Here is a 26626-nt window from a genome sequence, read left to right as displayed (position 1 = left end):
TCGGCTACCTCGCGACGGACGAAGCGGGCCGCCTGGCCGCCGACGTCAGGTTCAGTGCGGCGCCGATCAGATTGTGCTCGGTCAGCTCGGCACCCGCCAGCATCCGCGTGATCGTGCCGTCGTAGAAGACGGCCACGCGATCGCAGCAACCAATCAGTTCGTCGTAATCGGTGGAATAAAAAAGGATGGCCGTTCCTTGTTCCGCCAGCCGCCGCAGCAGTTGGTAGATCTCCTGCTTCGTGCCGACGTCGATGCCTCTCGTCGGGTCGTTCAGCAGCACGACGCGCGGCTTAGTCATCAGCCATTTGCCGATCACGACCTTCTGCTGATTGCCGCCCGACAGCGCGGCCACGGGACCGTCGAGCCCGTCCGACTTGATCGCGAGCTGGCGCACCAGCGCGTCGATCAACGCCGCTTCGGCTTTGCGGTCGATCCGGCCGAAACGGCTGACCGCGTCGAGCGCGGCGAAGGACAGGTTTTCGCGCACCGTCATCGGCAGCATCAGGCCTTCGTTCTTTCGATCTTCGGGAATCAACGCGAGCCCGAGCTCTGCCGACTTCGCGCGCCGGGGGCTCGTGATCTTCACCGGCTTACCGGCCACTTCGATCTCGCCGCCAACACCAATCAGCGCGCCGAAGAGCGCCAGCAGGAACTCGCGCTGGCCTTGACCGTCGAGCCCGCCTAACCCGACCACCTCGCCCGGACGGACTTCGAGCGAGACATCGTTCAATTCGCCGGCCCAGGAAAGATGGCGGACCGCAAGCGCCGGCGTTCCTTCGCGCCGGGTCCCGCCGAGCGGCGGAAACGCGCTCGAGTATTCCCGGCCGATCATCATTTCGACAATCGCATCGTCCGAGCGGGTGCCGGCCGCGAACGTCTCGATGTAGCGGCCATTGCGGAAAACCGTGCATTCGTCGGCCAGCTCGGCGATCTCGTGCATCCGGTGAGAGATGTAGATGATCGCCATCCCTTCCGCCCGCAGGCGCTTGAGAAGCGCGCAGACCTTCGCCACATCGGCGGCCGTCAGCGCCGACGTCGCTTCATCGAGGATCAGCACTTTAGGCCGCCGCGCCAGCGCCTTGGCGATTTCAACCATCTGCTGGCGCGACAGAGGCAGGCTGCCGACCGGGGCGGCGGGGTGGATGTCCTCGCCGCCGATAATGGCCAGCATCTCTTCGGCCCGCCGCCGCTCGGCCGCTCGATCGATCAGCCCGAACCGGCGCCGCCGGTCGGCGATGCAGATGTTGTCGGCCACGGTCAGATCGGGCAGCAGCGAAAGCTCCTGGAATATGCACGAGATGCCCGCGTCCGCTGCCGCTTTGGGCGCGTCGAAGTTGACCGGCTCGCCGTCGAGAAAAATGCGGCCGCTGTCGGGCCGCACCACGCCGGAGAGGATCTTGATGAACGTGGACTTACCCGCCCCGTTCTCGCCCAAAAGGGCGTGGATCGAGCCCGCGCGGCAGGAGAATTGCACGTCCTGCAGCGCCCGGACGCCGCCGTAGTGCTTCGATACCCCCTCGACCCGCAGCAGTGAGCCCGGCGTTTGCTCCACCATCGTGTCGTGTCTCCCTCCCGCCCGGCGGCGATCGCCGCCGCTCTCCGGTTCAGTTGTTCGTGCCGCTCTGCGTCGCGATTTCCTCGGCCGAGAAACCGATATTGCAGCTGGGGAAGTTGTTGCCGGCGAAGAAGCTGCCCGGCAGTTTCGGGAAGACGTTCTCGCCCGGCTTGAACGGTGAGTAATCGACCGACGTGGGCAGCGCGATGCTTTGTGGGATCACGTCGCCCTTGAGCGCGGCGATCGCGGTCTTGATGGCCACGGCGCTCTGCGCCGGGCCCGTGCCGCCGGACTGGCAGGTGAGATCGGCCTTGTCGCAAAGCATGCGGTAAGCGTTCTCCGTCTCACCCGAGATCGGCGCCTTGAACTTGTTGGCGTCGAGCATCGCCTGCACCGCGCCTTGCGTTCCGCCCTGAACGTAGAGGCCGTCGAACACGCCACCCGCGGCGATCGCGTCGGCGGTGGCCTTCTGCGCATCGCCGGGCGCCCAGTTGCCGATGACGTCGACCACCTTGACCTTGCGGCCCGACTTGTCGAGCACGTCATGAAAGCCCTTGTCCCGGGCGAGGTCCACCGGCTGACCGGACGGGCCGCGGACGTGCAGGAACGTCAGATCGCCCGCCTTCTTGGCTTTGTCCAGCAAAAACTTGGCGGCCATTTCGCCGAGGCCGATCTGGTTCACGTTGACCGAGATCTGGTCCGGGCTGTCGATCACGTTGTCGAACGATACGACGACCACGCCTTTCGCATTGGCCTTGTGGACCACGCTTTTGAAGGCCGCGGCGCTATTGGCGTCGACGATGATCGCGTCGAAGCCCTGATCGATGAAATTGTCGGCCGCGGCGATTTGCGCGGAGATGTCCTGGCCGACCGAGACGACCTTGAATTCCTTGATGTCCTTCTTTACCGCGGGCTGGGCGACATAGGCCTTGGCGACCCGGATCATCTGGACGCGCCAGTCGTTGGCGATGAACCCGTTCACGAGCGCAATTCGATAAGGCCCCGGCTTCGCTGGCCACTGGAAGAATTTCGTGCTGGCCGATTCCGGCTTGAAGCAGCCTGCCTCCGCGCCGGGCCCATTGACTACCTTGGGACCCGCGGAAAAAGCCGGCGTCGATAATGACAATGCGGCCGTCATCAGTATTGCAGTTGCCGTGGGATACAGAACTTTCTGCATGCTTCTCATTGATTTTTCCCCCATCGACCAGGTGAATACCGCCTGATCCGGAGACGTTAGATGAGTGGCGACAGACCTGTCAAGGAACGCCGCAGCGCCACCACTTAATGGGACGTTGCGCGGGGCGGAGCTTACGCATTGTCAGGCTGGGCTCGCATTCGAAGCGTATTCGGCTCGCCTCGACGGCTACTCGCTCGAGCGTTATGGAGCCGTCTCATTCGCACGCACCCATGCAATTTTTTGTATCGCCGCCTTGGCCGGATACATGACGATACAAACCGGGTGGGCGTTCGCGGTATAACACGACCGTCACCTAGAGGAGAGCATGATGAGCCACACCGATGCCGATGCGCCGCTGCGCGGATCCTGCCACTGCGGGGCCGTGCGGTTCGAGGTTCGTACCGCGCTCGAGCCCGCGACGCGCTGCAACTGTAGCCTGTGCCGACGCCGCGGCGCGGTGATGTCGGCGCCATTCGAGGCGGACCATCTGACGATTGTCAGCGGCCACGATGCGCTGGCGCTTTATCAGTTCAACACGCGCGTCGCGAAGCACTATTTCTGCCGGCATTGCGGTATCTATACGTTTCATCAGACGCGTATGAACCCGAAGCTCTGGCGCGTGAATGTCGCTTGCCTGGAAGGCGTCGATCCTTATGCGCTCGAAGCGAGCGTTGCCGACGGCGCGAGTTTGTCAGTCGTGGAGGAGTCATGATACGTCTCATTGCGATCGCCACCTTCATCATGGGCGGTCTTGCCGCCGAGCTCGCGCATCCGGTGCAGTGCATGCTGCTCAGTGCTAGTCCGGTGCGCGTCAAGCGACGCGGCGTATGATCCGCTCATGGACAAAATCGACCATGTGCTGGTCATCGACGACGATCGCGGCATCCGCGAGCTCGTCGGCGACTATCTCGAGAAAAACGGCATGCGTGTGTCGCTGGCGGCGAACGGTCGCGAGATGCGTCAGGTGCTCGAAGGCGGAGCGCCCGACCTGATCGTGCTGGACCTGATGCTGCCTGGCGAAGACGGGCTTGTCCTTTGCCGCGATCTGCGTGCCGGCAAGCACCGCGCGACGCCGTTCGCCGTGCGCGAGCTGCTCGCGCGCGTGCGTGCCGTCTTGCGCCGGACGCGCATGCTGCCGCCGGGCATGCAGGTGACCGAAACGGCGAACATCCTCGCGTTCGGCGATTGGCGGCTCGATACCACCGCGCGCCACTTGCTCGACTCGGAAGGAACGATGGTCGCGTTGAGCGGCGCAGAGTACCGGCTGTTGCGCGTCTTTCTCGATCACCCTCAGCGCGTCTTGACGCGCGACCAGCTGTTGAATCTGACGCAGGGACGGCAGGCCGACGCGTTCGATCGCTCGATCGACCTGCTCGTCAGCCGGTTGCGCCAGCGGTTGCGCGACGTCGCGCGCGAGCCGCGTTACATCAAGACCCTGCGCAGCGAAGGCTATGTCTTCTCCGCGGCCGTGACGGCCGTGGACGGGCCGGGGCAATGAAGCTTTTCGGTGCCTGGCATTGGCCGCGCACGCTATTCGCGCGACTGGCGCTGATTCTCTCGATCGGACTCGCGCTAGCGCAGGGCATGTCGTTCTGGCTGACGCTGACCGAGCGCGATCAGACCACGACGAGCATGATGGTCAGCTACATCGACAGGGAAGTGACGACCTCGGTCGCCTTGCTCGATCGGATGCGGGCGGATGAAAGGGAGGCGTGGCTGCCGCGGCTCGCGAGACGCACCTACCGTTTCGTGCTCGGCCCGGGCATCGCGGGCAGCACGCCTGACGAGAAGCTTTCGGCGCGAATCGCGCAAGCGATCGAAGAAGGCGTCGGCACGCGATATCCGGTGACCGCCAACGCAGTGCCTGGCGAGCACGATCATCTGCAAGTGCATCTGCGGCTCACGGACGGCACGCCGCTCACGATCGATTTCCACCCCATGTCGAGCCTCCCGCTCTCGGGATGGTTGCCATTCGGATTGATCCTGCAGCTTGCGGTGCTCCTTGCTTGCTGCTGGCTTGCGGTGCGGATCGCGACGCGACCCCTCGCGGCGCTTGCGAGCGCGGCCGATGCGCTCGGACCCGAGCTGAAGCCCATTAAGCTGTCGGAGGAAGGGCCTTCGGAGGTGGCGCGCGCGGCTCGGGCGTTCAATGCCATGCAGGAGCGCATCGCGATCTACACGGCCGAGCGGATGCAGATACTGGCGGCTATTTCGCATGATCTACAAACGCCGATCACGCGGATGCGCCTGCGGCTCGACGTCGATGACGATGGGGAGCGGGCGGGCAAGCTGCAGCAGGATCTGCGGGAAATGGAAAACCTCGTGAAGGAGGGCGTGACCTATGCGCGCACGCTCCACGGCACGGGAGAGGAGCCCCGCAAAATCGACCTCGACGCGCTGCTCGAGAGCATCGTCTACGACTATGTGGACGCAGGCGCGCAGGTATCGATGGGCAGCCGCGCCGCGCTTGCGGTGACGGCGCGGCCGCAGGCGTTGCGTCGCATCGTCGGCAACCTCGTCGACAACGCGCTCAAGTTCGGGGGAACCGCCACCATCGACGTCAACGCATTGCCCGATGGGCGTGTCGCCATTTCGGTGCTCGACAGCGGCCCCGGAATACCGGCCGAATCGATCGAGACGGTGTTCGAACCGTTCTACCGGCTCGAAACGTCGCGCAATCGCCATACGGGCGGCACGGGCCTCGGACTCGCGATTGCGCGCCAACTCGCGCGCGCGATGGATGCGACGTTGAGCCTGGCGAACCGGCCTGAGGGCGGGCTTGCTGCAACGCTCACACTGAAAAGCGCTAGTTGAAGCTTGCCGTTCTAATCGATCGCGAGCCGGCCGTCGTCGCTGCGCGATGTGCCGTCACGGCCTCCGGAGGTCGTGTGAGTCTTGCCTGTGTAAAGGACAGTCGTGGTCGTGGTCATAGTCATTCCTCGTTGGTTCGATGGGAGAAGGTACTTACTTTTGTGCAAGAAGATTGCGGATTTGCTGCTCGGTCTGGGCGTACTCGCCCTCGCCGTAGTGCGTATAGACCACACGGCCTTGCTTATCGATCAAATAGAAGGCGGGCCAATACTGATTGCTGTACGCGTTCCAGGTCGCGTACTCGTTGTCTTGCGCGACTGGGTATTCGATGCCGAAGCGCTTGATCGCGGTCTTGACGTTATCGGTGCTGCGTTCGAACGGATATTCAGGCGTATGCACGCCGACCACGACAAGGCCCTGGTCCTTGTATTTCTGGTACCAGGTCTTGACGTACGGCAGCGTATGAATGCAGTTGATGCAGCTATAAGTCCAGAAATCGACGAGCACCACCTTGCCTCGAAGCTGTTGCTGCGTCAGCGGCGGGCTGTTGATCCAGTTGTCGATGCCGGTGAATTCGGGCGCGGTCTTGCCGTTGCCGGCCTGGCCGGCTGTCGCGGTGCCACCGGCGGTGGCTACCCCGGCCGCGATCGCGACGGCAACCGCCGCCGCCGCGAGGGCCTTGAATCGAGAGAGCATGTCAAACTCCTTTGAACGAAGGAAAGAACGACGAGATCCAGCCGTAGACGAGCACGTCGTATTGCAGATAGATCGCGAGCGCGGTCAGAATGATCAGTACACCGAACAATTGCTGGAGACGCTCGGCGTGCCGCGCGACGAGCCGTACGTGACGGACCATGTATTGGCCGCCGTAGATGATCGCGAGCATGGGAATGGCGGCTCCGACGGCATACAAGGTCAGCAGCAGCGCGGACCATTCGAGGTTCTGCGCTTTGACGACGAGCACCAGGATCGATGCGAGAACCGGGCCCGCGCACGGTGTCCATACGGCGCCGAGCGACATGCCCAGCACGAAGCCGCCTGCGTTGCCGTTGCCGGCCGACGTGCCCGAGCCGGCTTGCAACAAAGGGGCGATGCGCGCGACCAGCCAGTCATAGGGGCGAGGCCAGAGGCGCAACAGTCCGAACAATCCCAGCAATGCGATAGCCGTATCGCGCAGTGCGTTCTGCGCGACATGAACCGCGGTGGAGACGGCACCGAGCATCAGCGCCACGGACGTGAACGTAACGATGAACCCCGCGACGATGAGCAGCGGGCGCCCGCGGCTCGGCCTCTCCACCGACGTGCCGAGCAGAATCGGCATGACCGGCAGGACACAGGGCGAAGCTACTGTGAAGAGGCCTGCGAGCAGGGCCAGCGGGGGTTCGAGCAGATTGTGCATGATTGGCGCTCCTCGTTTTGCGCATGCTGTATTGGAGCGCCCTCACGTATCTCGCTTGTGTCGCCGACGCCGCTTCGTTGCAATGCTTTGTATCGATACGCGGCTCGGATACATTGCGACACAATCCGGCGTGTGTCCAGGTGTAGGGGGCCGACTTGGTCGATCGAATGAAGGACAGGAAGAGTAGCGAAGCGTTGACGAGATGGATGCTTACGTACCCCGACGGATGAGCCAAATGGCAAAGGCCGGCGACGGAGCGGTCGCTCCGTGCCGGCCTCTAGTATCGGATCCGCGCCGCAACGAGAGGTGCGGGCGAGAGCTGGGCGGACTGGTCGCCCCGCTTTTGCGTCGAGGCAGTTATTGCCCGAAGTAGATGGACTTCGTGCCAGTTGCATTGGCCGCATGGCCCGACGCAGCCGCGCCCGCGCTTACGCCGCCAACGTCGGTCGTACCGGCGACACCGCCGTTTTGCGCAGCGACGCGCGCTTCGGCAGCCTGGATGTCGGCCGGATAGTACGGATCGTCACCACGGATCGGCGAGTAGCCGGCCTTCTCGAGTTGCACGAGTTCGGCGCGAACTTGTGCGCGCGTGACCGGTTGATTCGATTGCGCGAACGACGCGACGGGAGCGGCGATGGCGAGCGCGACAGCAACGGCTTTGATAAGCGAGTTCATGATGTAACCTCCTAAGTTCGGTTCCGAGTGAGCTGTGATTCGGTATCAGCAGCAGGTGAAACGAAGTCTAGGCGTGCTCGCTTGTTAGTTAAATGCCTGCTGAGTGAATTCACTGCTTCGGGGAGCGGAACAATCTCGGTCGATGCGGTCCCGCGCCGATTACTCGATGCGGTTGCTGATGCGGCCCACGAACGTCCAGCCCTTATCGCGATTCCAAACATAGGTGTAGCCAGTCGGGCCGTCGATGAATACGCTCATGGGCTGGCTTCCGTCCGCGTTCCGATCGCGGTCTTCCGCATCCGCACGTACGGCGCGGGGGGCGGCCGTCCCGGCGTCGGACCGAGCAGGCGCGGCGGAACTCCAACCTTGTCCGGGTCGATAGGCGAGTTGCTCGATGCGCCCAGTGGGAGCTTCGACCCGCAACCTGATCGGCGAATTTCCGGGAGCATGACGAGCCACCGTCGTCGGAGCCGGATCGTGCCGATTGGCGTCGGCAGCTTCGGCAATCTGGAACGTCACTGTGACGAGCGCTGCGATGAGCGCCGTCATCCATCGTTTAGCGTTTTCCATCATGGTTCTCTAGTTTGCCGAGGGTGTGCCGATGAAGGGGTTGCGTTGCCAACGCCGCACCGGGCACCGCTCTCGGCGGGATTCATACGACTGCGGAAAGCAGCATCATTGCGCGACCGTGTAGCGCGGTGCGGGGACGTTGCTCGTGAGATGCGGGGACATCGTCAAGCGCGCAGCCTCGTAAGCGTCCCATTCCTCCACCGCATGCAGTGACGGGATCGTTACGAGTTCGCGCCGATCGAAGCCGGTCAACGCCGCGTCGACCATCGCTTCAGCCGACATGACGATTTCCTTCGGAAGGTGTTCGAGCGGCAGACCGCCTGTCTGCCAAAAGTCGGTGGCCGTGGCCCCCGGCAGAACCGCCTGAATTTGCACGCCCTTGTCGGCGAGTTCGTGGTGCAGCGATTGACTGAAGGCCAGCACGAAGGCCTTGCTGCCGCCGTAGACGCCGTTGAGAACCTCCGGCGCGATCGCGACAATCGAGGAGATGTTGATCACGGCGCCCTTGCCGCGCGCCACGAAGCCGGGTACCGCGGCATAAGTGAGACGCGTGAGTGCCGTCACGTTCAGATCGATCATCTTCGTCATCGCTTCGACGTCGCTCTCGAGCAGTGGCGTGTGCGTGCCCACGCCGGCGTTGTTGACCAGCAGCGTAATGCTCGCGTCCTGCCTGAGTTTCGCTTCGACGGCGGAGAGGTCGTTCCGGTCGCTCAGGTCTGCATCGACGATCTCGACGCTTTGATGGGTCTCGTCGCCGATGCGCTCGGCGAGCGCGGCGAGGCGGTCGCGGTTGCGCGCGACGAGAATGAGGTCGTAGCCGCGGCGGGCCAACCGGTTCGCGTAGATCGCGCCGATGCCCGACGATGCGCCGGTGATGAGGGCTGTGCCTTGATGTGCTTGCGTCATGTCGTTTCTCCGATTCAACGTTGCAAGGAATTGCGTGAGGACACTTTGACGCGGTTTGACTGTGGCGTAAATGACGTATAAGGTATTGATTCAGGACACAGGGTGCGGGAGAACGGACATGCATCGGATTGGCTTTCTTCTGAGCGACGGCTTCCAGGTCATGGCGCTTGCCACACAGGCCGTTTTCGAGTGCGCCAATGTGGCGACGGGCGATCCGTTCTATGAGCTCGACAATTTTTCGGTCGACGGAGGCGAGGTGCGCTCGTCATTGGGCATGGTCGTCGGCACCCGGTCGGTGCGCGAACGCCGCGAAGTTCATACGTGGATCGTGGCGGGCGTCATCGATCCGACCACTTCACCCGCGCCTGCCGAGGTCCTCGCATTCCTGCGCAAAGCGGGCCAGCGCGCGCGGCGCATCGCGGGCATTTGTACGGGCGGATTCGTGCTGGCCGAAGCCGGGTTGCTCGCTGGGCGGCGCGCAACGATGCACTGGGCTTTCGCGCGCGAAATGCAGAAGCGCTTTCCTGACATTCGCGTCGAAGACGATCGCATTTATATCGTCGACGGTTCCGTCTGGACGTCTGCCGGGATGACCGCGGGCCTCGACCTGGCGCTCGCGATGGTGGAGAAGGATCTGGGTGCGGAAGTCGCGCGATCCGTCGCGCACAAGCTGGTCATGCATCAGAGGCGATCGGGCGGGCAATCGCAGCACTCCGAAATGCTGGATCTCGCGCCGAAGTCCGATCGCATCCAGAGCGCGTTGGACTATGCGCGCAAGAACCTGAGCCGACCATTGACCGTCGAGGAGTTGGCCGAGGCTGTCCACTTGAGCCCGCGTCAATTCAGCCGCGTGTTTACGCTGGAAACGGGCAAATCGCCGGCCAAGGCGATCGAAGGACTACGCCTCGAAGCCGCGCGCCTGATGATCGAGCAAAGCCGGCATCCGCTGGATACGATCGCCAAGGAAACGGGGTTCCGCGATCGCCGCCATATGCGGGAAGCCTTTATGCGCGGCTTTGGCTTGCCGCCGCAGGCCGTGCGACGCGATGCGCGCATCGAGACCGTTTCCGCGCTGTAAAAAACAACGGAGCAAACAATGCGCGCAATCCTTGCAGCACTTATGGCAGCGCTGACCTTCGCACCGTGGATCGTATCGGCATGTGACTTCATGCCGGTGCGCATCGAGGGCAGCATTGGCAAGGTCGGCAACGTGACGATTGAGCTCGGAGAATCCATCGGCAAACCGACACCAACTGCTTGGCAGGGGCCTATGACGATATCGATCGCTGCCGCTCCCGCGTGTACGGTCAGTGACGATGTGTCGATCGTCGAAGGACCGATCGCGTTGGCCGGCGGCATTTTGTACGTGCCGACTTATTCCGGCAGCACGAGCATCGTGTATGCGGTAGAGGCGAAGACCTGTGCCGTGATCTGGCGCAGCAAAGACTACGAGGGAGCGGCTGCGTTCAAGCCTGGGCGCTTGATCACGGGGACGAAGGCGATTCCTGTTGACCGGCGTTGTCGGCCGATGTCCCGATCCGCGATGTGACGTGCAGGAGACGATGCTGATGACTGCGGAAAATGAGCTTCACATTGCCGAGATCCCCTACGAATCCGGAGGCGTGAAATTCCGTTATGCGCGCAAGCTGTCGTCGGACGGACAACGGTGGATTCGGCATGGAAGGTACGAGCACTACGCTGTGGACGGGACGCTGCTGTCGGAAGGGCAGTACGTCGACGGAAAGGAAGAGGGCGTTTGGCGCGACTACCAGCCAAACGGGAATTTGGCCGCCGAGGGGCAGTACTCGCAGGGAGAGCAAGTGGGGCACTGGAGATACTGGTCGGCCGATGGCAACGAGGAATATGACGAACCTCCACCAATTCGCGATTGAGATGGGCGAGTTCAACGATAGTAGTTTGCTTGCCGGGAGCGGCGTGGCACTTCCGCTATGTTCGCTGACGTGGTCCGGCTCACCGATCATCGACGGCCGCATCGTACGCGCCGACTATGGCGATCTGCTCGTCCTGACGAAGGACGGAACACTACATGGGATCGATTTTGCGGCGCGGACCTGCAAGGCGCTCTGCACGGTCGATTTGCCGCATATTCCTCCCGATGGCGAAGCGCCGAAGTATCGCGCCTATCGTCTGCACGCCGCGCTAGAAGGCAGATACGCGGCGATCGTGATCGATCGGGGGCGGGAAGGCGTGATCGTGGAAGTGCCCGGCGGTAAAGTGACGATGCGCCTCGACGGCGGTCACTATTGCGAGGACACCGTCCCATTCAGCGCTTGCTTCGTTCGTCATGAAGGGCACGACGTACTCGTTCATCGCACCGACTGGAATCGGCTGGACGCGTCCGATCCTGGTACCGGAAAGCTGCTCACCGAGCGCGATGAGCCGGTGTTCGAAGACGGCAAATCGGTGGAGGACTATCACCTCGACTATTTCCACGGGGAATTGCTGCCGAGCCCGAACGGAAGCCGTCTGCTCGACGATGGGTGGGTTTGGCACCCTGTTTCCATTCCTCGAGCCTGGTCTGTTACGGACTGGCTCACATTCAACCCTTGGGAAAGCGAGAACGGCGCCTCCGCCATCAATCTCACGATGCGTCGAGATTGGGGGCCGCCTGCCTGCTGGATCGATGAACAGCACGTTGCCTTGTGGGGGCTCGAAAACTGGGACGATGAAATCTACGACGATAGCGAGGGCGCCGTGGATGGGCCGGGCGTACGCATTCTGGATGTCACTACGACAGTGCGGTTCCCGAATTCACGATGGCCCATGGCCGGCGCGGACGATCGGGTGGTGGAAATTTTCAGCGACGGCTCACGCCTGTACGTTGCCGCGATATCGGGAACGACGGTGTGGGACATTGCCTCTCGAATGCAAATCTTGTCTTTGCCGGGCTTCGCCGGTCGCCTGCATGAGCCGACACGCGGCATGATTTTCGCAATCGAGTCCGACCGAATCTCGGCTCTGCAACTGCCGTGGAGAGGCGTGACGTACTAAGTATCGCGTTACAGGTGGGGGGATCATGACAGAAGATCAATGGGCGGAACGGCGAGCGCACCGGGCTCGACTAGATGCGCTTTTGCAGACCGCGCCTGTAGTTGTGATCGAAGGCGTAGTTGGTCCGGACGGCGTATCGGGACAAAAAGGCCGCGGACAAGAGTCGTGGTCTCTCGCATGACACTGCCGGTCTGGCGTCTCGCGGGTGGCGCCATGCAGAGCGCGAGCTTGTCGCTAAGAAGGCAGGTGGACAATGAGACGCTCACGGGCTTTCGACTGGCGGCGGCGCCCTATGCTGCGGTTCGCATCCGCGCGCGTCTCGTGATCGATGCCGACGCGGGCGGACCGGAAGCCTGGCTCGAAGAGGTGCCGGAGCTTGCAGACGATGCCGAGTTGATCGAACAGGCGGCGCGGTTGCAGTTGCCCGTGACATATGAAGATCGGCTGTTCGGCACGTGTTTTCTCGATAAACGACTGGACTGGTTCGAGGCCACTGCGGAATGGCATGGGCGAAAAGTCAGCGTTCATTTCCAGGCGCCGACGCTCGACGCGCTGCCCGCTGTACTCGAACAGGCGCACGCGCTATGGCAAGAGGCGGCCGAATGGCAAGCCCGCGTGCTCGACCGAGCGATAGCCGACCTTCTCGACCTCAAAAACCGCAGTGGGCTGGACGAGGACGAAGAGCCGGTCACGGCGGACGAGTTTGCACGACGCATCTCTTTGCAGTCCATAACGATCGCCGACAGCGGCGCGTTTGACTTTTGCTTCGCCGACGGAGATTTGTTTTGGGGTCATGCGATCCTGGTTGACGGGACGTTGGCAGCGGGGCCAACGGCTGCGACTATCGTGGGTTGATGCAGGAGACAATCGATGGTCTCGCCCGAAACGGCCTACACAAGGCGTTTTTCTCGATTCACGACGGTCAGGAAGGCCCGCAACGCCGCCCGGCACGTCGCTGGCTCAAGAGTTCCAGGGGGCGGCCATCGACGCCCGCCGGCAAAGGGCTGTAATATTCCCATTCTTGGCGGACCGTTACAGGACGTAGCATGGGTTTCGAGCAACTGGCAGTACTTAAGCAACAACTTAAAAAGGCGGCGCAAGAAGAGAGGGAAGCAAAGCGGCAGCCGGCGAAGCCCGTTCGGCCCGCTCGGCCCACCGCACCCAAGACGAGCGCCCGGCCGAGCGCGAAGAGCGAGCCGGTCGATCCGGTCCTGCGTACGATCGGCAAGCTGCAAAAGCGTTTTCCGGCGGCTTTCCCCAAAAAGCCGGCCCCTAAAGTGCCGCTGAAGATCGGCATCCTGGCGGACCTTCTTGCGCACGCGGAAGAGCTCAAGCTGAAAGAAGACGAGATCCGCCTCGGAGTTAGCACCTGGTGCCGCGGCAGCCGCTACTGGGCGTGCCTTACGGATGGAGCGGTGCGCGTCGACTTGACCGGCGCGCCGGCCGGCTCGGTCACCGCACGCGACGCCGCGTTCGCACGCAGGCAAGCGCACGGCGCGCATGCTTCGCGCCGCCAAACCAAAGGGGCAACCGAGCCTGGCAATGCGGTAGCGCAGCCGAGCGCCGCAGCGACGGAACAACCGTCGGCGGCGGACCCTATCGATCAGCCTGCTGCCGATCAAGCCGCTTCCGATCGAGTCGCCTGACGTTGTTTGCCGCAATGCTTTGACAGAACGAGGGATGGGCGATGGGAGTATTTGATCGTCTCGTTCTTTTCTCCGAAGTGCACGGCACCGTGTTGATGGATGGCAAACCCGTGCAGGGGGCGGAACTCGTCGAGCAGGTTATCTGGTCGGAGAACGAGAACGAAATTCCGCCACAGCGTTGCACGACTGATGCCCGCGGAGCTTTCCGGTTTCCCGCTATCGAGCGCAGGGCGGGTCTGCGTAGGCTCATTCCTTCGCAACCGGTGGTGCTGCAGAGAATCCTCATCCGCTACCGAGGGGGCGAATATATCGGTTGGCGGAACGGCAAAATGAGCTGGGATGCGAATACCGAGCTCGATGGTCGGCCAATCGAGCTGGTGTGCGAGCTCGACCGAGAGCCTGGTCACGAAGGAACGCATTACGGGATCTGCCGGGTCGCCTAAAAGCTGAGCGAGGCTTTCACAACGGCCCCCATCACGGTCAGGGATCGCGTGCCGGTAAGGCACCGCAACCTGGCCTCATGTTGTCATCGTAGTGCCGGCTTGCGCTATAATCTGCCCCGTCGTGGGGGAGTAGTCTGCTTCACCAGCGTGGTGAAGCGTCATCATCAACATAATTGGCCCATCCGCGCCATGGTGATGACAGCCGTTTCGCGGCTTGGCGAGACCTGTGACGTTATCCCTTCTTACCCGGGCCGGGCGAAGGCGAGACGTCATTGGGTTTTCTTGTCCCGGCCCGTGGAACATAACCGAGATGCGACTGCTTTCCCAACTCCGCGCCACGGGGCGACTGTCATGATCTGGACGGTCGCACTGCTCATCGCCTCCGCTGCAATCATCTACCTCTCCTGCGAGACATTCGTCAACGGTGTCGAATGGCTCGGACAGAAACTGCACGTGAGTCAAACGGCCACGGGCACCATTCTTGCCGCATTCGGCACGGCGTTGCCCGAGAGCGTCGTGACGCTCGTTGCGGTTGCCTTTGGCGGCACCGCCGCGCAGAAGGAGATCGGTGTCGGCGCCGCGATCGGCGGACCGCTTGCCCTGAGCACCGTCGCCTATGCGGTCGTGGGCATCACGCTTCTCGCAACGGCGCGCCGTGTCGGTCGGGACAAGGCACACGTCGAGGCGGACACGCGCCGACTGCGCCGCGATCAATTGTGGTTTCTCGCAATCTTCGTCTTCAAGATCGCGTTAGGCTTGGTGGTGTTCTCCTTCAAGCCCGTGCTGGGTATCGCGTTTCTGTTGGCGTACGCCGTTTATTGCTGGAAAGAACTCACGGCGACCGACGATATCGACGGGCTCGACGAGCTGGAACCGCTGAAATTGCGTCCGCATGATCCGAGTCCGGCGATGTTCTGGATCGTCGTTCAGACGCTCGGTGCGCTGGCCGTGATCTTTCTGGCCTCGCGCCTGTTCGTGCGGCAAATCGAAGTGATCGGACCTTGGCTAGGTCTTGCGCCGCAGCTCACCGCGCTGCTGCTCAGCCCAATCGCGACCGAATTGCCGGAAATCATGAACGCAGTAATCTGGGTACGGCAGCGTAAGGAACGTCTTGCGCTCGCCAACATCAGCGGCGCAATGATGATTCAAGCGACCGTGCCCACTGCATTCGGTCTCTTCTTCACGAGCTGGCATCTGGCCACGCAATCGATCATCGCCGCGGGCGTCACGGCGGTTGCCATCGTTTTCTTGCAACGAGCCTTCAAGGCGCCGCAGGTGCATAGCCGAGAGTTGGTCCGCGTCGGTTGGCTGTACGCGGTATTCGCGGCGCTTTTGCTCGTTTTTTGATCGTCAGCGTTCGAGCGTAAGCTTGCAACGGGCAAGACGCGGCATCAATATATGTCCTCATCTATTGCGTGCGCGATTCACGTGTCGCTCCAATGCTCGTTGCAAGCGTTCTTCCACCGGGATTTCGCGCGGCGTTCGCATCCGTGCTGCTCGTGGCATTGTCCATCGCCGGAATCCCGAGCGCGCGAGCCCAGGCGGACGATGCGGCGCCGGCGACGATCGAGTCCGACGTTCATCGATTTGTCGTCCAGCACAACGGCACGGTCGACGAGTACGACGACACGACGATGCGCGCGAACACCGCAACCGGCGTCGATGCGATTGCGCAGCACTACGTCTGGTTCGATAAGGACACCGAAAGATTGACGTTGGTGGCGGCCGAATCGATCGATTCCGATGGCAACGCGCATCCGGTGGGCCGCGACGCGATTCGCGACGTGCAGGAACCGCGCGCGGCCGGCGCGCCGATGTTCGAGGACGGTCTCCTGCGCACCGTGATCTTTCCGGGCGTCGAGCCCGGGTGGCGCATTCACGTCGCGTTTCGCAAGTCGCGCTTCAAGGCGATCGAGCCGGGCACGTTCGCCTACTTCGTCGAGCCTGAGCGCGTCCCCGTCGAGAATCAGGAGCTCGTCTTCGATCTGCCGGCTGACATGCCGCTTTATGCCGACGCTCGCGGGTACGCAGCGAAGCCGCCTGTGACCGAGGGCGGGCGTACACGATACGAGTTCGATTACCGTCACGGTCCCTATGCGCCAATCGAGCACGGCGCGGTAGGGTATGCGCAGTATGGCGATCGTCTGATGGTCACCACGGCGCCGAGCTTCGCCGCTTTCGCGGAGCGCTACAAGGAGGGTGCGGTCGATCCGACCGCGAACGATCCGACGATCGTCTCCTTCGCGCGCGCACTGACGGCCAATGCGCCCGATGCCTGGTCGAAAGCGCGCGCGCTCTACGACTGGATGCGCGCAAACATCCGCTACGTGGCCCTGTTCGTCGGCGAAACGGCGACGCGGCCGCACCATGTGGTCGACATCCTGCGCAACCGCTATGGCGACTGCAAGGACCATGTCGCGCTCTATGGCGCACTGCTCGAGGCCGTCGGCATACGTAGCGAGCCTGCGCTGATTGCACTCGGGCCCGTCTACGCCTTACCCTCGGTGCCCGGTTACGGAGCAGGCGCGATCAATCACGCGATCGTATGGATTCCCGAGCTTCGGCGCTTCGCCGATACCACCGCGGGCGGCATCGCGTTCGGCGATCTGCCGACGAGCCTCATGGATAGACCGGCGCTGCTCGTCGATGAAGGCGTGCTCGTGCGCACGCCGGCGACGCAGCAACGCTCGCGCGATGCGCGCGTGCAGATCGACGTCGACTCGAGTGGCAGAGGGCGCTACGCCTACCATGTCGAGGACAGCGGTTTCACGGCCGAACTCGAGCGCAACGCCTTCCGGCGCGCGACGCGCGAGCGCATGCAGCAGATCGCCTATGAGCGGTTGCAGAAAGCGGGCTTGCGCGGCACGGCGACGCTCACGACCGACGACGTATCGGCGACGGCCGGCCCGTTCGCGGTCACGATGACGGGCGCGATCGAGCATATCGTCTGGCCCGACGGCGTGACGGGCGTGCCGGCGCTCTCGAGCCTGGCGGGCGGGATCGCGACACAGGTCGAGGACTGGCTCGCGGTGCCGCGGCGGACTCGGCCTTTTGTCTGCATCGGAGGCACCTTCGAAGAGGAAGGGCAGATCGATCTGCCGCCGAACGTCAAGACGATCTATGTCCCCGAAGCACTTTCGATAAACGCGGGCGGCTTGACCTATGCGTCCGATTACATTTTCGATCCTCAGACACGCGTCGTTCAGGTTACGCGCCGGCTGAAGGTCGACTTCGGCAAACAGGTTTGCACGCCGGATGAATTTGCGCAGATGCGCGTCGCGCTCGAACGAATCGAGCGCGATGCCATGGCGCAGGTCGTCGTGCAAGGCGGTGGCCTCGGTGGCCAATAGCGATTGCGTACATACACGATCGAACGTATCGATCACCGTGCGATTTTAAAAAGTACGCGAATAATCGGTTCCCGGCAGGTCAACGCCGAAGCGTTCTTCGTCGTCATGTATTAAGCTGCTCGGGGGCTTCGAACACCGCGACGACGCCCACATGGAGCGTATCGATAGGATTCATGCTCGCGGTCAAGAGGCAAGTGATGATCAGTGACGGTTCTTCGCAAAGCGGCGCCCCCGCGAACCCAGTCGAAATGGGTACGAATGGCGCCGCTCGTTCGCCCGCGGTAGACGAGCAGTCTCCGTTCAGCAGTCTGCGTTTCCACCAGATCTTTCCGACGCTGACCGATGCGGAGATCGACCGCATGCATCGTTTCGGTGCGCTCTGCTGTTACGCCGCGGGCGACTTGCTTTATAGCGCGGGCAGCACGAGTCCGGGCATGTTCGTCCTGTTGTCCGGCAAGGTTCGTTACACCGCGCGCGACGGGCTCGGTCGTCAACGCTTGATTCGCGAGGATGTTCTGCGGGGCGAATTCACGGCCGACATCGGCATGCTGTCCGGCAAGCCAGCCCTCGTCGATGCTGAAGTCATCGATCAGGTCGAAGCGCTCGTGATCCCGCCGGACAGGCTGCGCGCGCTGATGATCGCGGAGGCCGAGCTCGGCGAAAAAATCATGCGCGCGCTCATTTTGAGGCGCGTCGCGGCGATCGAGCGCGGGCAGGGCGCAGTGCTCGTGGGCTCGCCCGATACGCCCCGCCTGCTCGCGCTGCAGCACTTTCTGCGACGCAACGGGTTTCCGCACATGGCGCTCGATGTCGGCGATGCCGATGCGATTGCCTTGCTCGAGCGTCTGACTCCCCAGTGCGATGACATGCCGCTCGTCGTATGTCCCGATGGGACCGTATTGCGGAATCCCGACGAGGGGCAGCTCGCGTCTTGTTTAGGAATCCTGCCGGAGTTCGATCCCGCCCACATATACGACGTCGCGATCGTCGGCGCGGGACCGGCGGGCCTGGCGGCGGCCGTGTATGCGGCGTCCGAGGGCTTGTCGGTGGCCGCATTCGACTGCCGCGCGCCAGGCGGTCAGGCGGGTCTGAGCGCCCGCATCGAGAACTTCCTCGGTTTTCCGACGGGGATTTCGGGGCAGGCGCTAGCCGGGAGGGCCTTCAATCAAGCTCAGAAATTCGGTGCGCACATCGGAATTCCGGTAGAGGTCAAGGCCCTGCATTGCGGAGAGTATCCGCTCGAGGTGGAGTTGACGAACTCACGCCGTGTCACGGCGCGCACCGTCATCATCGCGAGCGGTGCGGAGTATCGGCGTCCGGCCGTGGATAGGCTTGGGCGCTTCGAAGGCCGCGGCATTTACTACTGGGCGACGCCAATCGAGGCGCGACTATGCCGCAACGAATCGGTGCTGCTGGTCGGCGGCGGCAACTCCGCGGGGCAGGCGGTAGTGTTTCTTGCTTCGCACGCCGCTCACGTGCATTTACTCGTCCGCGGCCCCGATCTCGAACAGAGCATGTCCCGGTATCTGATCGATCGCATTCAATCGCTGCCGAACGTCACGATCCATACGAATTGCGAAGTCGCCGCGCTCGAAGGCGAGGAGCGGCTCGAGCTCGTCCGTTATCGCCGGCGCGACGGTGCGCTCGAAAGCATCGCGACTCATCATCTGTTCCTCTTCATCGGTGCCGAGCCTAATACGAGCTGGCTCCGCACTTGCGGTGTCTCGGTGGACAAGAAAGGCTTTGTATTGACAGGCGCTGACCTGGGGGCGGAAGACAGTCCGAGGGCCTCGCGGCTGCCGCTCCAGACCAGCGTCGCGGGCGTGTTCGCGATCGGCGATGTCCGGTCGCGTTCGACGAAGCGCGTTGCGGCGGCCGTGGGAGAAGGGGCCGCTGTAGTCTCGCAGATTCACCAGTTCTTGGCCGCGCAGTCGGAAGCAGCCGGTGCGTCCATAGCCACCGCCAACGTTCGCTAACGCGTGGCGCGATGTAGTGTCCCTGGAGTGCTGCTGCGCATGCTGCCCCTTCGATGATACTGTCGAAGCTTCATTAAAAAGGGCTCGTAGATGGACCGCATGGCAGCCATGGAAACGTTCGTCGCCGTCGTCGAGGCGGGATCTTTTTCGGCCGCTGCGCGCCGGCTCGACCTCGGGCAGCCCGCCGTTTCAAAATCGATCGCGCAATTGGAACAGCGACTCGGCGCGCGGTTGCTCTTGCGCTCGACGCGCGGGCTGACGACGACCGACGCAGGCCAGCGTTTCTACGAGCACGCGAAACGAGCCATCGAAGAAGCCGAAGAAGCGGAGCACGCGGCACGGCAGTCTTCGGAGAGCCTTTCCGGGCGCCTGCGCGTGTCGGCGGCCGTGACCTTCGCACGCTTGCACGTTCTGCCGGGGTTGAAGCGCTTTCTCGATCGTCACCCGCATCTCGAGATCGACATCGCGCTCGACGACCGCAACATCGATTTGCTCGAAGAAGGCATGGACGTCGCCCTGCGCATGGGGACGCTCGACGACTCCGCGATGACCGCGCGCAAGATTGCAAGCAGTCCGCGGCTCGTCGTCGGCACGCCTGCCTACTTTGCCGAGGCCGGCATTCCGAAGACGCCGGCCGATCTGAGCGGCCACGAAGTCATCGTCTATTCCCAGCGAGGAGGCGGTGAGTCATGGTCGTTCAGTCGAAACGGCAAGCAGGAGATCGTGGTCGTTTCAGGCAGGGTGCGTGTGAGTGCGGCGGAAGGCATACGAACGGCCGTGCTCGGCGACATGGGCCTCGCGGTTGCTTCGCAATGGATGTTCGCGCCCGAACTCAGTGAGGGAAAAGTGCGCGCCGTGCTCACGGACTGGCAACTGCCTCCAGTCGACCTATGGGCTGTGTTCCCGTCCGGCCGCCTTGTCACGTCGAAGGCGCGCGCGTTCGTTGCTTTTGTCGAGGAAGTGCTGGCGGTCTCGCCCGCTTGAGGCACCGGATCTCCTGCCTTGGTGGTTGAGGCGAGTGCGGAACCACTCGCCGCGGCCACCAGGCCGCGGCTTGTCGACAAAGCGGCATTATGCCGATTGCGTCGCCTTTTGCAGGACCGGGAACATTTCCGACGGATCGGGACGGTGCGTGTAATCGGGGTTCACTTCGGAGTACAGAACAATGCCGTTCGTGCCGATGACATAGCGCGCCGGCATCGGCAGCGTCCAGCTCGGGTCGGCATTGAAAGTCGGCAGATCGTTCTTGAGCTTCTGGTAGAGCTCGATCAGATAGTCAGGGAGCTCGAATCGCAGTCCGAACGCAGCAGCCGTGCCATTGTGCGTATCACTGAGCACGGGGAAGCCCAGCTCGTTGATGCGGACTGACTTGCGGCTATTGACAGCGGTCTGCGGCGAAATCGCAACGACATTCGCACCGTAGCGCTGCAACTCGGGAAGCGCCTCATTCAGCGCCTGCAGTTCGAGGTTGCAGTACGGGCACCACACCCCGCGATAAAACGTGACGACGAGCGGACCTTGCTCGAGCAGTTCGGCGGACGAGACGTCGTTGCCGTCCTGATCCTTCAGGCGAAAGTGTGGCGCGAGATCGCCGACCTTGATCGCACGGCTTGCCTGACCGGAGGCAATGAGCTCTGCCGTCGCTCGCTCCATGACGGGGTGGATCTCCGGTGGCGCGTGATACGGGGGCTTGCCCGCTTTGAAGTCGGCTTTGAAAGCGTCGAGTTTGTCCTGAAGCGACATGATGAGTCTCCGATGATGCGGTAGGTGGCTTTTCGCTGCGGGCCTGTTTATTGACCGTATAGGCAGGACACAGCGGCTTTCGTTACGGCAGTCACGACATCTCGATTCGTCGTGGCTCGATCATCGGTGAAACGCAAACGGCTCGGATAGGAGTCAGCGGGCATAACTGCCATTCCCATGGGGCATGGCTCAAAGGGCGAGATCGAGACCGATAGGTCAGCGTCTGCGAGAGGACAGGGCCACATCGGCGTGCGAACGATAGCTGATCTGCTAGTATCTGATGGGTCAGTCGTATTGCGATACCGGCAGGAGCCGACACGTGCGCCATTACACGAAAGCAACCTTCAATGTGACCGAAAGCGTCGGCTTCCAACTCGTCAGGGCGCGCAATCTCATCACCGCCGAGATGGACGGCGCGCTTAAGGAATTCGATATTTCGAGCCAGCAGATGGGTATCTTGCTGATGCTCAGGCGGAAGCTGGCAACGACACCGTTCGAGATGTCGAAGATGCTCGGCATGGACACGGGCCTGATGACGCGGATGCTCGACAAGCTGGAAGCGAAAGGGCTCCTCGTTCGTTCGCGAGATCAGCAAGACCGGCGTGTCGTCAACCTATCGCTGACGAAGGACGGGACCGCCGTCGCCGATAAGGTGCCGGAGGTTGCCGTCGAAGTGCTGAACGCCCGCCTGAAGGCTTTCACGAAGGATGAGGTCGCCGAGTTGCGCAGGTTGCTGCGCAAGTTTGCCGGCGACTGACCAGACACGACGGGTCATCATCTCCCGACCACCCAGTCTCATCGAACAAGACGGATTGTTCGTCCCACGGAAACTGTGAGTTATCAGCGCGCCGTTGACTATATCTGACAGGTCAACTATTGTGCATGCACAGAGTGGAGAGCGAACATGTGCGGCACGATTTTTTCTACCATATATCTGACAAGTCAGAGAAATGGCGTTCAACGGAACCCTGGGCGGCGCGTTTCAGCGGTACTGAAGATTGGTATGTCGGTGATATTCGCGGCAGTGCTATCGGCGTGCGCGAACTACGCGGGCATCCATAGCGACGCGAAGCCTGCCGAGCCGCAACAGTACGCCACGCAGCAAAGCATTCCCGCTGACGGGGGCCGTTGGCCTGCGGCCGACTGGGCTGACCAGTTCGGCGATGCGCAACTGAAGGCGCTTATCGTCGAAGCGTTGAAGGGCAGCCCTACGCTCGACCAGGCGCGTGCCCGCGTAGCGGCTGCTGCTGCTTACAGCGAAACGGCGAACGCCAACACGATGCCGCGCGTCGATGCCAGCTACTCGCTCACGCGCCAGCAATTCTCGAGCACGGCCCTCGTGCCGCCGCCCTACGGCGGATCGTGGCAGACGGAAAACAAGGGGCTGCTCAGCGCTTCGTACGATCTCGACTTATGGGGCAAGAACCGTGAGGCGCTAAGGGCGGCTATCTCCCAGCTTCAGGCGAGCGAGGCCGACGCGCAAGTCGTCAAACTGACGCTGACGACATCCATTGCCCGGACATACAACCAGCTCGCACGCCTCTACGCGCTGCGCGATATCGCTCAGCAGGAAGTCGCCAGACGGGAGCAGATCGAGCGCATCACCGCAGGGCGGATTGCGACGGGGCTGGATACCGAAGTCGAGCGCAAGACCGCGCAGGCCAATCTGGCGACGAGCCGCGCCGCGCTGAAAGCGCTCGATGGGCAAATCCTCGCGACACGCTATCAAATCGCCGCGCTGCTCGGCGCCGGTCCCGATCGTGGCTTGCAGCTTGCCCGGCCGACACTAGGCCCGGGGGACGACGTTCGCCTGCCGGACAACCTGCCGGCCGATCTCGTGAGCCGTCGCCCCGATATCGTTGCGTCGCGCTGGCGGGTCGACGCGATGATGCACGACGTGAAGGAGGCGAAGGCCGAGTTCTATCCGGACATCAACCTGAGCGCCGCAATCGGTTTCGACGCATTCGGCTTCGGCCGATTCCTGACGGCGGCGAGCCGGACGGCGTCCGTCGGCCCGGCGATCCATTTGCCGATCTTCGATGCGGGGGAGCTGCGCGCCAACCTGAAGGGCCGCTTTGCCGACCTCGACTATGCCGTCGCGACGTATAACAAGACGCTCGTGACTGCGCTGAGCGAAGTCGCCACGCAACTCGCCGGCGTTCGTTCGGCAGATGCTCAACTCGTCGATGCGCAGGCGGCACAGGACGCCGCGCGCAAAGCCGACGAACTCGCGCTCGTCCAATACAACGCGGGTCTCACGAATCAACTGACTGTATTGAACGCGGACGTCAACGCGCTATCGGCTGATCAGGCGGTCGCCAATCTGCGTATGGACCGCCGCGACAAACAGATCGCGCTGGCCTCCGCGCTCGGCGGTGGGTTTGTCGATACGTCCGACTCGAGACAAGACGCACGACCCCATTCGGCAGCGACATTGCCTGACGGCCGCGCTCGCTCGATAGGACCGGCTGTTGTCAGTCCTCGTTGAATGGCAAACCCATCCCATCTACCCGGAGAACTCAAATGAGCGAAATCGACACCTCGGAGCTCGAATCGTCGCAAGGGACGAGCGCCAAACGCGAGGCCACATCGGCGAAAGCCGTTACCTCGAACGAATCGAGCTTTCGAAAGAGGAAGTTGCTACTGGCACTGCTCGGCGCGGCCATCGTGGTTTCGGCGGCAGCATATGGCGCGTACTACATGACCTATGCCCGCTATCACGAATCCACTGACGACGCGTACGTCAGCGGCAACCTCGTGCAACTGACGCCGCAGGTGACGGGCACCGTCGTCGCCGTGAATGCCGACGATACCCAGATCGTCAAGCAGGGCGACCCGGTCGTCCGACTCGACGACGCCGACGCTAAAGTCGCGCTCGGCAACGCGGAAGCGACACTCGCGCAGACCGTGAGGCAAGTCAGCCGACTCTACGTAGACAACCAGTTCTACGCCGCGAACATCGCTCAGAAGCAATCGGAGTTGGCCCGCGCCCAGGACGACCTGCGCCGCCGTCAGGCAGTGGCCGGTACGGGGGCCGTGTCGGCCGAAGACATCGCTCACGCGCGCGACACCGTCACGGCCGCGCAGGCGGCGCTCGATGCCGTGCGGCAACAGGCGCAAGCCAACCACGTTATGACCGACAACACGACCATCACGCAGCATCCGAGCGTGCTGGCGGCCGCCTCGAAGGTGCGCGACGCGTACCTGGCATACGCGCGCAACACGCTGCCCGCGCCGGTCACCGGCTATGTCGCGAAACGTTCCGTGCAAGTCGGCGAGCGCGTGTCGCCGGGTACGCCGCTGATGGCGATCGTGCCGCTCGACGGGGTGTGGGTCGATGCCAACTTCAAGGAGAGCCAGCTGCGCGGCATGCGCATCGGCCAGCCTGTGACGCTCGAGGCGGACGTCTACGGCGGCAAGGTCAAATATCACGGCCGCGTGGTCGGTTTCTCGGCGGGTACGGGGAGCGCCTTTGCCACATTGCCCGCGCAGAATGCGACCGGGAACTGGATCAAGGTGGTCCAGCGTCTGCCCGTACGCATCGAACTCGATCAGAAAGAACTGAACGCCCATCCACTGCGTATCGGACTATCGATGAACGTCGACGTGGACACGCACGACGACGCCGGCGCGCAACTCGGCGCAGCCTCGAACACGACTTACCGCACGGATGTATTCGCGAACTACGGCGCGCAGGCCGATGCCGAGATCGAAAAGATCATCGAGCAAAACACGAGACCTGTCCGGCAACTTGAGCGGAGCGCGTCATGAATTCCCCGATTCGACTCGCACCGCCGCCGCTGACAGGCGGCAAGCTGATTCTGGCGACGATCGCGGTTGCGCTTGCAACGTTCATGAACGTCCTGGATTCTTCGATCGCCAATGTGGCCATCCCTACGATCTCGGGCAACCTTGGCGTATCGGTCGACGAGGGCACCTGGGTGATCACGCTGTTCGCCGCGGCCAATGCGGTGGCGATTCCGCTGACAGGATGGCTGACTGAGCGAGTCGGCCAAATCAAGCTCTTCGTCGTCGCGATCCTGCTGTTCTCGTTCTCTTCGTGGCTGTGCGGCGTGGCACCGAACCTGATGGTGCTGCTCGCGGCGCGCGTATTGCAGGGCGCGGTAGCTGGACCGCTGATCCCGCTGTCGCAGGCGATCCTGCTCGGATCTTATCCGAAGGAGAAAAGCTCTACGGCGCTGGCATTGTGGGCAATGACGGCGACGGTCGGCCCGATCGCCGGCCCCGCGCTGGGCGGATGGATCACCGATAGCTATAGCTGGTCGTGGATCTTCTATATCAACGTGCCAGTCGGTCTCTTCGCGGCGGGGGTGACGTGGTTGATCTATCGGGACCGGGAATCGCCGAAGCGCAAGCTTCCCATCGATAAAATCGGTCTGCTGTCGCTGATTGCATGGGTGGCATCGCTGCAGATCATGCTCGACAAGGGCAAGGACCTCGACTGGTTCAACTCGCCTGTCATCTGCACGCTAGCCGCCGTGGCCGCTGTCAGCTTCCTCTTCTTCCTGATCTGGGAGTTCACGGCGAAAAATCCGATCGTGGACGTGCGACTTTTTGCGGTACGCAATTTTCGGGGCGGCACGATTGCGATCTCCGTCGCTTACGCCGTGTTCTTCGCGAACCTGGTGATTCTTCCGCAGTGGATTCAGGGCTATCTGGGCTATCGCGCCGTGGATGCCGGTCTTGTGACAGCGCCGCTCGGCATCTTCGCCGTACTGCTTGCTCCCGTGATGGCGAAGGTCATGCCGAAGTCCGATCCGCGCGTGTTGGCGACGCTGGCGTTCGTCGGCTATGCCGGCGTCTTCCTGATGCGTTCGCACTACACGACAGACGTCGATCAATGGACCCTCGTATTGCCGACGCTCTTGCAGGGCATCCCGACCGCGCTCTTTTTCGTCCCGCTCACGGCGATCATCCTGTCCGGCCTGCCCGCGGAGAAGATTCCCGCGGCGGCCGGCGTATCGAACTTCGCGCGCGTGTTCGCGGGCGCGGCCGGCACTTCGCTCGTCACGACCGGCTGGAACGATCGGACGATTCTGCATCACGCGCAACTCGCCGAGCAGTCGAGCGTCGACAATCCCGCATACCGGGCGGCGATCGCGAATGTACATGCGGTCCTGGGCGGCAGCGTGGATCAGGCTGTCGCCTTCTTCGAGCGTTCGCTGAACGCGCAGGCGGCGATGCTCGGGTTGAACGACATTTTCTGGCTGTCCGCCGGGATCTTTGTCGTGATCATTCCGCTCATCTGGCTGACGAGGCCGGCGAAGGGCGGAGGTGGCGCCGCAGCCGCGGGCGCGCACTGATCGCACCGCAACACGAGCGGCGAACTGCGTCGGATGATT

The 26626-nt window shown here is 62.8% G+C and carries 27 protein-coding genes, 1 pseudogene and 1 riboswitch; of the genes and pseudogenes, 19 read left to right on the top strand and 9 right to left on the bottom strand.

Going from position 1 to position 26626, the window contains the following annotated elements; genetic code table 11:
- Window positions 1-4: 4 nt before the first annotated feature.
- Both C9I57_RS04515 and C9I57_RS04510 read right to left on the bottom strand, forming a co-directional pair.
- A complete protein-coding gene (locus C9I57_RS04515; protein WP_107149454.1) occupies window positions 5-1555 on the bottom strand; it encodes a sugar ABC transporter ATP-binding protein in 1551 nt (516 codons plus the stop codon).
- 49 nt (window positions 1556-1604) lie between these two features.
- Window positions 1605-2732, bottom strand: a complete 1128-nt coding sequence (locus C9I57_RS04510; RefSeq protein WP_107149453.1) for a substrate-binding domain-containing protein — start codon at window positions 2730-2732, stop codon at window positions 1605-1607.
- A 328-nt stretch (window positions 2733-3060) separates the two neighbouring features.
- Here C9I57_RS04510 and C9I57_RS04500 point away from each other — a divergent pair, with 328 nt between their 5' ends.
- The 4 genes from C9I57_RS04500 to C9I57_RS04490 are packed head-to-tail and all read left to right on the top strand — an operon-like array spanning window position 3061 to window position 5546.
- A complete protein-coding gene (locus tag C9I57_RS04500) occupies window positions 3061-3444 on the top strand; it encodes a GFA family protein (protein ID WP_107149719.1) in 384 nt (127 codons plus the stop codon).
- Window positions 3441-3563 carry a hypothetical protein gene (locus C9I57_RS33135; RefSeq protein ID WP_258187495.1) on the top strand — a complete coding sequence of 41 codons (123 nt, stop codon included), beginning with the start codon at window positions 3441-3443 and terminating at the stop codon, window positions 3561-3563. The genes C9I57_RS04500 and C9I57_RS33135 overlap by 4 nt, the downstream gene beginning before the upstream one ends.
- 7 nt (window positions 3564-3570) lie before the next feature.
- Window positions 3571-4230, top strand: a complete 660-nt coding sequence (locus C9I57_RS04495) for a winged helix-turn-helix domain-containing protein (RefSeq protein WP_107149451.1) — start codon at window positions 3571-3573, stop codon at window positions 4228-4230.
- A complete protein-coding gene (locus tag C9I57_RS04490) occupies window positions 4227-5546 on the top strand; it encodes a sensor histidine kinase (RefSeq protein ID WP_107149450.1) in 1320 nt (439 codons plus the stop codon). The genes C9I57_RS04495 and C9I57_RS04490 overlap by 4 nt, the downstream gene beginning before the upstream one ends.
- Before the next feature lie 17 nt (window positions 5547-5563).
- Here C9I57_RS04490 and C9I57_RS04485 read toward each other — a convergent pair.
- From C9I57_RS04485 to C9I57_RS04460, 6 genes and pseudogenes are all read right to left on the bottom strand, one after another.
- A pseudogene (locus tag C9I57_RS04485) lies at window positions 5564-5662 on the bottom strand (peroxiredoxin); the annotation flags it as partial.
- Between the two features lie 34 nt (window positions 5663-5696).
- A complete protein-coding gene (locus C9I57_RS04480; RefSeq protein ID WP_107149449.1) occupies window positions 5697-6239 on the bottom strand; it encodes a thioredoxin family protein in 543 nt (180 codons plus the stop codon).
- Window position 6240: 1 nt separating this feature from the next.
- On the bottom strand, window positions 6241-6942 hold the full coding sequence (locus tag C9I57_RS04475; protein ID WP_107149448.1) for a cytochrome c biogenesis CcdA family protein: 702 nt from the start codon (window positions 6940-6942) through the stop codon (window positions 6241-6243).
- A 357-nt stretch (window positions 6943-7299) separates the two neighbouring features.
- The gene (locus tag C9I57_RS04470) at window positions 7300-7617 is read right to left on the bottom strand and encodes a DUF4148 domain-containing protein (protein WP_107149447.1); all 318 of its coding nucleotides are present in this window, start codon (window positions 7615-7617) and stop codon (window positions 7300-7302) included.
- Between the two features lie 159 nt (window positions 7618-7776).
- Window positions 7777-8190, bottom strand: a complete 414-nt coding sequence (locus C9I57_RS04465) for a hypothetical protein (RefSeq protein ID WP_146166172.1) — start codon at window positions 8188-8190, stop codon at window positions 7777-7779.
- Window positions 8191-8292: 102 nt separating this feature from the next.
- Window positions 8293-9093 (bottom strand): SDR family NAD(P)-dependent oxidoreductase, encoded by an 801-nt coding sequence (locus C9I57_RS04460; protein ID WP_107149445.1) that lies wholly within the window; start codon window positions 9091-9093, stop codon window positions 8293-8295.
- Between the two features lie 118 nt (window positions 9094-9211).
- On the opposite strand from C9I57_RS04460, the gene C9I57_RS04455 reads away from it, so the two are divergent.
- The 11 genes from C9I57_RS04455 (at window position 9212) to C9I57_RS04405 (ending at window position 20504) form a co-directional block, all read left to right on the top strand.
- Complete coding sequence (locus tag C9I57_RS04455; protein WP_107149444.1) at window positions 9212-10171, top strand: GlxA family transcriptional regulator; 960 nt, start codon at window positions 9212-9214, stop codon at window positions 10169-10171.
- A gap of 18 nt (window positions 10172-10189) precedes the next feature.
- The gene (locus tag C9I57_RS04450; RefSeq protein ID WP_219909852.1) at window positions 10190-10642 is read left to right on the top strand and encodes a hypothetical protein; all 453 of its coding nucleotides are present in this window, start codon (window positions 10190-10192) and stop codon (window positions 10640-10642) included.
- A 19-nt stretch (window positions 10643-10661) separates the two neighbouring features.
- Window positions 10662-10985, top strand: coding sequence for a toxin-antitoxin system YwqK family antitoxin (locus C9I57_RS04445; RefSeq protein ID WP_107149718.1), 324 nt, complete (start codon window positions 10662-10664; stop codon window positions 10983-10985).
- Window positions 10957-12105, top strand: a complete 1149-nt coding sequence (locus C9I57_RS04440; protein ID WP_146166170.1) for a hypothetical protein — start codon at window positions 10957-10959, stop codon at window positions 12103-12105. Before C9I57_RS04445 ends, C9I57_RS04440 begins: the two co-directional genes overlap by 29 nt.
- A 213-nt stretch (window positions 12106-12318) precedes the next feature.
- Window positions 12319-12960, top strand: a complete 642-nt coding sequence (locus C9I57_RS04435) for a DUF2262 domain-containing protein (protein ID WP_181321723.1) — start codon at window positions 12319-12321, stop codon at window positions 12958-12960.
- A gap of 191 nt (window positions 12961-13151) precedes the next feature.
- Window positions 13152-13751 carry a ProQ/FinO family protein gene (locus C9I57_RS04430; RefSeq protein ID WP_107149440.1) on the top strand — a complete coding sequence of 200 codons (600 nt, stop codon included), beginning with the start codon at window positions 13152-13154 and terminating at the stop codon, window positions 13749-13751.
- 41 nt (window positions 13752-13792) lie between these two features.
- The gene (locus tag C9I57_RS04425) at window positions 13793-14194 is read left to right on the top strand and encodes a DUF6795 domain-containing protein (protein WP_107149439.1); all 402 of its coding nucleotides are present in this window, start codon (window positions 13793-13795) and stop codon (window positions 14192-14194) included.
- Window positions 14195-14306: 112 nt separating this feature from the next.
- Window positions 14307-14490, top strand: a riboswitch (yybP-ykoY riboswitch).
- 55 nt (window positions 14491-14545) lie between these two features.
- Window positions 14546-15541 carry a sodium:calcium antiporter gene (locus C9I57_RS04420; RefSeq protein ID WP_107149438.1) on the top strand — a complete coding sequence of 332 codons (996 nt, stop codon included), beginning with the start codon at window positions 14546-14548 and terminating at the stop codon, window positions 15539-15541.
- Window positions 15542-15633: 92 nt separating this feature from the next.
- Window positions 15634-17544 carry a DUF3857 domain-containing transglutaminase family protein gene (locus tag C9I57_RS04415; RefSeq protein WP_107149437.1) on the top strand — a complete coding sequence of 637 codons (1911 nt, stop codon included), beginning with the start codon at window positions 15634-15636 and terminating at the stop codon, window positions 17542-17544.
- A 173-nt stretch (window positions 17545-17717) separates the two neighbouring features.
- A complete protein-coding gene (locus C9I57_RS04410) occupies window positions 17718-19520 on the top strand; it encodes an FAD-dependent oxidoreductase (RefSeq protein ID WP_107149436.1) in 1803 nt (600 codons plus the stop codon).
- 90 nt (window positions 19521-19610) lie between these two features.
- The gene (locus C9I57_RS04405) at window positions 19611-20504 is read left to right on the top strand and encodes a LysR family transcriptional regulator (protein ID WP_107149435.1); all 894 of its coding nucleotides are present in this window, start codon (window positions 19611-19613) and stop codon (window positions 20502-20504) included.
- An 87-nt stretch (window positions 20505-20591) separates the two neighbouring features.
- Here the strand turns inward: C9I57_RS04405 and C9I57_RS04400 are convergent, their stop codons facing one another.
- Complete coding sequence (locus tag C9I57_RS04400) at window positions 20592-21263, bottom strand: peroxiredoxin-like family protein (RefSeq protein WP_107149434.1); 672 nt, start codon at window positions 21261-21263, stop codon at window positions 20592-20594.
- A gap of 319 nt (window positions 21264-21582) precedes the next feature.
- On the opposite strand from C9I57_RS04400, the gene C9I57_RS04395 reads away from it, so the two are divergent.
- The 4 genes from C9I57_RS04395 (at window position 21583) to C9I57_RS04380 (ending at window position 26587) form a co-directional block, all read left to right on the top strand.
- On the top strand, window positions 21583-22020 hold the full coding sequence (locus C9I57_RS04395; protein WP_107149717.1) for a MarR family winged helix-turn-helix transcriptional regulator: 438 nt from the start codon (window positions 21583-21585) through the stop codon (window positions 22018-22020).
- A gap of 246 nt (window positions 22021-22266) precedes the next feature.
- Window positions 22267-23751, top strand: a complete 1485-nt coding sequence (locus C9I57_RS04390; protein ID WP_107149433.1) for an efflux transporter outer membrane subunit — start codon at window positions 22267-22269, stop codon at window positions 23749-23751.
- Window positions 23752-23786: 35 nt separating this feature from the next.
- A complete protein-coding gene (locus C9I57_RS04385; RefSeq protein ID WP_107149432.1) occupies window positions 23787-25034 on the top strand; it encodes an HlyD family secretion protein in 1248 nt (415 codons plus the stop codon).
- Window positions 25031-26587 carry a DHA2 family efflux MFS transporter permease subunit gene (locus C9I57_RS04380; protein WP_107149431.1) on the top strand — a complete coding sequence of 519 codons (1557 nt, stop codon included), beginning with the start codon at window positions 25031-25033 and terminating at the stop codon, window positions 26585-26587. The genes C9I57_RS04385 and C9I57_RS04380 overlap by 4 nt, the downstream gene beginning before the upstream one ends.
- Window positions 26588-26626 lie beyond the last annotated feature (39 nt).

Source organism: Trinickia symbiotica (assembly GCF_003028655.1).
GTDB lineage: Bacteria > Pseudomonadota > Gammaproteobacteria > Burkholderiales > Burkholderiaceae > Trinickia > Trinickia symbiotica_A.
This window is presented reverse-complemented; position numbering and strand designations above follow the sequence as displayed.

Bases quoted from the DNA above. Each gene is read 5' to 3' on its own strand.
- C9I57_RS04515 (WP_107149454.1), bottom strand. From the start codon at position 1,555: ATGGTGGAGCAAACGCCGGGCTCACTGCTGCGGGTCGAGGGGGTATCG.
- C9I57_RS04510 (WP_107149453.1), bottom strand. From the start codon at position 2,732: ATGCAGAAAGTTCTGTATCCCACGGCAACTGCAATACTGATGACGGCC.
- C9I57_RS04500 (WP_107149719.1), top strand. From the start codon at position 3,061: ATGAGCCACACCGATGCCGATGCGCCGCTGCGCGGATCCTGCCACTGC.
- C9I57_RS33135 (WP_258187495.1), top strand. From the start codon at position 3,441: ATGATACGTCTCATTGCGATCGCCACCTTCATCATGGGCGGTCTTGCC.
- C9I57_RS04495 (WP_107149451.1), top strand. From the start codon at position 3,571: ATGGACAAAATCGACCATGTGCTGGTCATCGACGACGATCGCGGCATC.
- C9I57_RS04490 (WP_107149450.1), top strand. From the start codon at position 4,227: ATGAAGCTTTTCGGTGCCTGGCATTGGCCGCGCACGCTATTCGCGCGA.
- C9I57_RS04480 (WP_107149449.1), bottom strand. From the start codon at position 6,239: ATGCTCTCTCGATTCAAGGCCCTCGCGGCGGCGGCGGTTGCCGTCGCG.
- C9I57_RS04475 (WP_107149448.1), bottom strand. From the start codon at position 6,942: ATGCACAATCTGCTCGAACCCCCGCTGGCCCTGCTCGCAGGCCTCTTC.
- C9I57_RS04470 (WP_107149447.1), bottom strand. From the start codon at position 7,617: ATGAACTCGCTTATCAAAGCCGTTGCTGTCGCGCTCGCCATCGCCGCT.
- C9I57_RS04465 (WP_146166172.1), bottom strand. From the start codon at position 8,190: ATGATGGAAAACGCTAAACGATGGATGACGGCGCTCATCGCAGCGCTC.
- C9I57_RS04460 (WP_107149445.1), bottom strand. From the start codon at position 9,093: ATGACGCAAGCACATCAAGGCACAGCCCTCATCACCGGCGCATCGTCG.
- C9I57_RS04455 (WP_107149444.1), top strand. From the start codon at position 9,212: ATGCATCGGATTGGCTTTCTTCTGAGCGACGGCTTCCAGGTCATGGCG.
- C9I57_RS04450 (WP_219909852.1), top strand. From the start codon at position 10,190: ATGCGCGCAATCCTTGCAGCACTTATGGCAGCGCTGACCTTCGCACCG.
- C9I57_RS04445 (WP_107149718.1), top strand. From the start codon at position 10,662: ATGACTGCGGAAAATGAGCTTCACATTGCCGAGATCCCCTACGAATCC.
- C9I57_RS04440 (WP_146166170.1), top strand. From the start codon at position 10,957: ATGACGAACCTCCACCAATTCGCGATTGAGATGGGCGAGTTCAACGAT.
- C9I57_RS04435 (WP_181321723.1), top strand. From the start codon at position 12,319: ATGCAGAGCGCGAGCTTGTCGCTAAGAAGGCAGGTGGACAATGAGACG.
- C9I57_RS04430 (WP_107149440.1), top strand. From the start codon at position 13,152: ATGGGTTTCGAGCAACTGGCAGTACTTAAGCAACAACTTAAAAAGGCG.
- C9I57_RS04425 (WP_107149439.1), top strand. From the start codon at position 13,793: ATGGGAGTATTTGATCGTCTCGTTCTTTTCTCCGAAGTGCACGGCACC.
- C9I57_RS04420 (WP_107149438.1), top strand. From the start codon at position 14,546: ATGATCTGGACGGTCGCACTGCTCATCGCCTCCGCTGCAATCATCTAC.
- C9I57_RS04415 (WP_107149437.1), top strand. From the start codon at position 15,634: ATGCTCGTTGCAAGCGTTCTTCCACCGGGATTTCGCGCGGCGTTCGCA.
- C9I57_RS04410 (WP_107149436.1), top strand. From the start codon at position 17,718: ATGCTCGCGGTCAAGAGGCAAGTGATGATCAGTGACGGTTCTTCGCAA.
- C9I57_RS04405 (WP_107149435.1), top strand. From the start codon at position 19,611: ATGGACCGCATGGCAGCCATGGAAACGTTCGTCGCCGTCGTCGAGGCG.
- C9I57_RS04400 (WP_107149434.1), bottom strand. From the start codon at position 21,263: ATGTCGCTTCAGGACAAACTCGACGCTTTCAAAGCCGACTTCAAAGCG.
- C9I57_RS04390 (WP_107149433.1), top strand. From the start codon at position 22,267: ATGTCGGTGATATTCGCGGCAGTGCTATCGGCGTGCGCGAACTACGCG.
- C9I57_RS04385 (WP_107149432.1), top strand. From the start codon at position 23,787: ATGAGCGAAATCGACACCTCGGAGCTCGAATCGTCGCAAGGGACGAGC.
- C9I57_RS04380 (WP_107149431.1), top strand. From the start codon at position 25,031: ATGAATTCCCCGATTCGACTCGCACCGCCGCCGCTGACAGGCGGCAAG.